The organism is Phyllobacterium sp., assembly GCF_037994425.1.
Lineage (GTDB): Bacteria > Pseudomonadota > Alphaproteobacteria > Rhizobiales > Rhizobiaceae > Phyllobacterium.
On record NZ_JBBNAM010000065.1, the window covers coordinates 1 to 3,179 of the forward strand.

The 3,179-nt window shown below is 59.6% G+C and carries 3 protein-coding genes and 1 pseudogene; all 4 read right to left on the reverse strand.

Features of this window, described 5'->3' with window-relative positions; genetic code table 11:
• On the reverse strand, positions 1-1,010 hold a 1,010-nt coding region (locus AAAB35_RS04530), incomplete at its 3' end, for an NtaA/DmoA family FMN-dependent monooxygenase (RefSeq protein WP_340667035.1).
• Positions 1,007-2,092 (reverse strand): LLM class flavin-dependent oxidoreductase, encoded by a 1,086-nt coding sequence (locus AAAB35_RS04535; protein WP_340667037.1) that lies wholly within the window; start codon positions 2,090-2,092, stop codon positions 1,007-1,009. The genes AAAB35_RS04535 and AAAB35_RS04530, both read right to left, overlap by 4 nt.
• Positions 2,092-2,844: a DUF427 domain-containing protein gene (locus AAAB35_RS04540; protein ID WP_340667036.1), complete on the reverse strand. Its 753-nt coding sequence runs from the start codon at positions 2,842-2,844 to the stop codon at positions 2,092-2,094. The genes AAAB35_RS04535 and AAAB35_RS04540 overlap by 1 nt, the downstream gene beginning before the upstream one ends.
• 25 nt (positions 2,845-2,869) lie before the next feature.
• Positions 2,870-3,179 (reverse strand): annotated as a pseudogene (locus AAAB35_RS04545) (ABC transporter ATP-binding protein); the annotation flags it as partial.

The window sequence follows — 3,179 nt, forward strand, 5'->3', positions numbered from 1 at the left end:
ATGATCAGTTGCTGACGGCTCTGGATACCGTCGGTTTGCGGCATGTCCGGCAACGGACCTTCGAGCGGATAGCGCGACAGATCCTTGATGCTGAGATAACTGGCAAGCAGAGCAACGCCAACCTCGTCGGGTATCAGTTCCTGCAGCGCGTCATATTTCGCCCGTGCTTCGCTTTCGCTGCGCCCAACGATGGGCGATACGCCGGGCAGGATCTTAAGGTCGTCAGGATCGCGGCCAAAGGCGGGCATACGCGCCTTAAGATCCGTGTAGTAGGCCTTTGCCTCGCCAAGTGTCTGGGCCGCGGTGAACACGACGTCGGCCGTGCGTGCGGCAAGATTCTTGCCGGCGTCTGACGCGCCGGCCTGCACCATTACCGGCCTTCCTTGCGGCGATCGGGGACTGTCAAGCAGCCCTTTGACGGTAAAATGCGTACCATGATGCCGAATGGGGCGCAGTTTGGAGCGATCGGCATAAACGTTTTTCGCAATGACATGTGCCCCATCATCGACACTGTCCCAGATCGCCATTGCCGCCTGTGCAAACTCTTCGGCACGTTCATAGCGTTGCGCATGCGGCCGCAGACCGCTCGAGACGAAGTTCTCGGCTTCAAGTTCGCTTGCCGATGTCACGAGGTTCCACCCCGCGCGGCCGCTGCTCAACTGGTCAATTGAGGCAAAGCTCCGCGCCAGACCATAGGGCTCGTTATAGGTTGTCGATGCGGTGGCGACGAGGCCAATATGCGTGCTGTTGACGGCAAGCGCCGCAAGCAGGCTCAGTGGTTCGAACATCGTCGATCGTGCCGCCTGACTGGCGATATCGGCATTGCGTTCGCGGATTGCAGCGGCGTCCTCGACGAAGATCATGTCGAATTTCGCCGCTTCCGCCATCTGCGTGAGGGCGATGAAATGGTCGATGTTGACGCCGGCATCAGCGACAGCGCCGGGATGGCGCCAGGCGGCGATGTGGTGGCCTCCTGCCATAAGGAAGGCGCCAAGCTTCATCTGTCTCATTTTCCCAACGCTCCTGCTGCCGGTTCGGCTGCATGCGGCGGCGTCCGAAGAGACAGATGTTCGCGCAATGTCGTGCCTTCGTGGCTTTTGCGGACCAGACCTCGCGCCCGCAGTTCGCCAATAGCACCGTCAACAAATGCATCCACGCTTTCCGGTACCAGCGGCGGAAGGATGGTGAAACCATCGACCTGCGCAGTCTCGGACCATGTCTGCAGGCGATCGGCAATCTCGCAAGGGTTGCCAACGACTTCCAATCCGGCTGGCAAAGGTCCAGCAAAGGTGCCACGATCGAGTCTCTCACGAAGCATTCGTGCATCGGTGTTCGTTGCACCGGCATAGGCAATGACGTTGGCAACAACCCGCACGTCGGAGCGGGTGCGCTGATGGTGCCGCAGTCGCTCGGTAAAATCCGCCGCGCGCGTCCTTGCCTCATCCGGAGAGCGTGCGTCGATGAAAACGAGATCAGCGGTGCGCGCCGCGATATCGAGCGTCGCCTCTTTCAGCACATGCGCGATCACCGGTTTGCCCTGCGGCGAACGGTTGACATTGAGCGGGCCCCGCACCGTGAAATGTTTTCCCCGGTGATTGAGGACATGCATCTTCCCTGGCACGAAGAACCGACCTTTTTCCTTGTCATAGACAAAGGCATCTTCCTCAAAGCTATCCCAGAGCCCGTTGACGACGTCGACATACTCCTCCTCGCGCGACGAAGCTTTCTCGGCGGTGACAAAATTCCAGCCCCCACGGCCCCTGCTGATCGTATCGAGCGAGGCAAAGCGGCGCGCGAGATTATAGGGCTCGTACTCTGCCATGGAGGCCGTTGCGATCAGTCCAATGTTCTTGGTAACCGTGGCAAGTGCGGCAACGAGGGTTGTCGGCTCAAACGGCACGGTATCCGGATCGAGATCATCGACGGGTCGCCGGCCGAGACGGTCGGCAAAGAAGGCGAAATCGAACCCACCTTCCTCGGCCTTTTTTACCTGGGCCGCCAGATGCTCGAAACGCAGTGCGTCAGCCGATTTACCCTGCCGCCAAGCGGCCGCGTGGTGACCAAACGGCGTGATTGACAGGCCTAAATGCATCACGCCGCGCTGCCCCTGCGGATACGGATTTCATCAGTCTTCTCGTTATAGAACGAGATGAGGCCCTTGATCCTGCTCGCTTCAGCAAGGGGCTCGGGATAATACCAGACGATGTTCTCGTGGCGCTTGTCGTCAAGATCGAGATGGTAATAGGCGGCCTTGCCCTTGTAGGGGCAATAGGTGGCAAGATCGCTCGCCGCCAGCGTCCCCTCGATGAGATCGTCCGCCGGGAAATAATAGCGGGTCATCAATCCGGTCTCGAACAGAAACATCGCCCGGTTGCTGCGCGCCACCAGCCGGCCATCGACGACGACCTCGACGAGGCGCGAACTTGGTATCGTATCGATCCGCTTGTAGACGTTGCGCGGATGACGGAAGATCTCCTCTTCCTCCTCGAACCAGCGCACGGCATCGAACGCAACGCTCACATAGTCGCCAAGTTCGGGCAGTCCGAGGGTCGCTCCGTCAAAACTCCATGCCGTGTCCTTTAACGGCGCATCGGCCGATTGCAGCGACCAGTAGCAGCGCGTTCCGAAAATCGGCGACGGTTGCTGTTTGGTCGATGGTTGCAAGGCCCCTGTGATGAAATCGGCCCGCGGAAGATAGTAGGTCGGGTGCCCACCATTTTCGTATATGACGATCGCCCGCGTGGTATCGGCGATGAAGCGCTCACCGAGTTTGAGACGAATGCGGCGGTTCGTCGGTTCGATCAGGACGGCAGGGACTTCTGTGGAACGATAGGCAATCGACATTTTTGTCTCCCAAAGCAGGCACGGATCAGACGGAAAAAATGGCTTCCCGTGTCAATTGACCTTGCACCGTACCCGTCGCATCGACGACCGCAAGCTCGTCACTGTTGGCGGCAACCATCAGCGCGAGCGCGTCACGCAGATTGCTGGTCGGCGCGATCTTGCCGGTACCCGGGCGCGGCGTCGCACCGTTCATGGCGTCGGTCACGGTAAACAGGCTCAGCCGCTTGATGGCGCGATCTATGCCGACGAAATTCTCGACGAAACCATCGGCAGGATGCGACAGGACCGTCTCGGGTGTGTCATATTGGACAATCCTGCCACTCTTCATGATGGCG

Excerpts from the sequence above, each read along its gene's own strand:
- AAAB35_RS04535 (WP_340667037.1), bottom strand. The coding sequence starts at position 2,092 with ATGCATTTAGGCCTGTCAATCACGCCGTTTGGTCACCACGCGGCCGCT.
- AAAB35_RS04540 (WP_340667036.1), bottom strand. The coding sequence starts at position 2,844 with ATGTCGATTGCCTATCGTTCCACAGAAGTCCCTGCCGTCCTGATCGAA.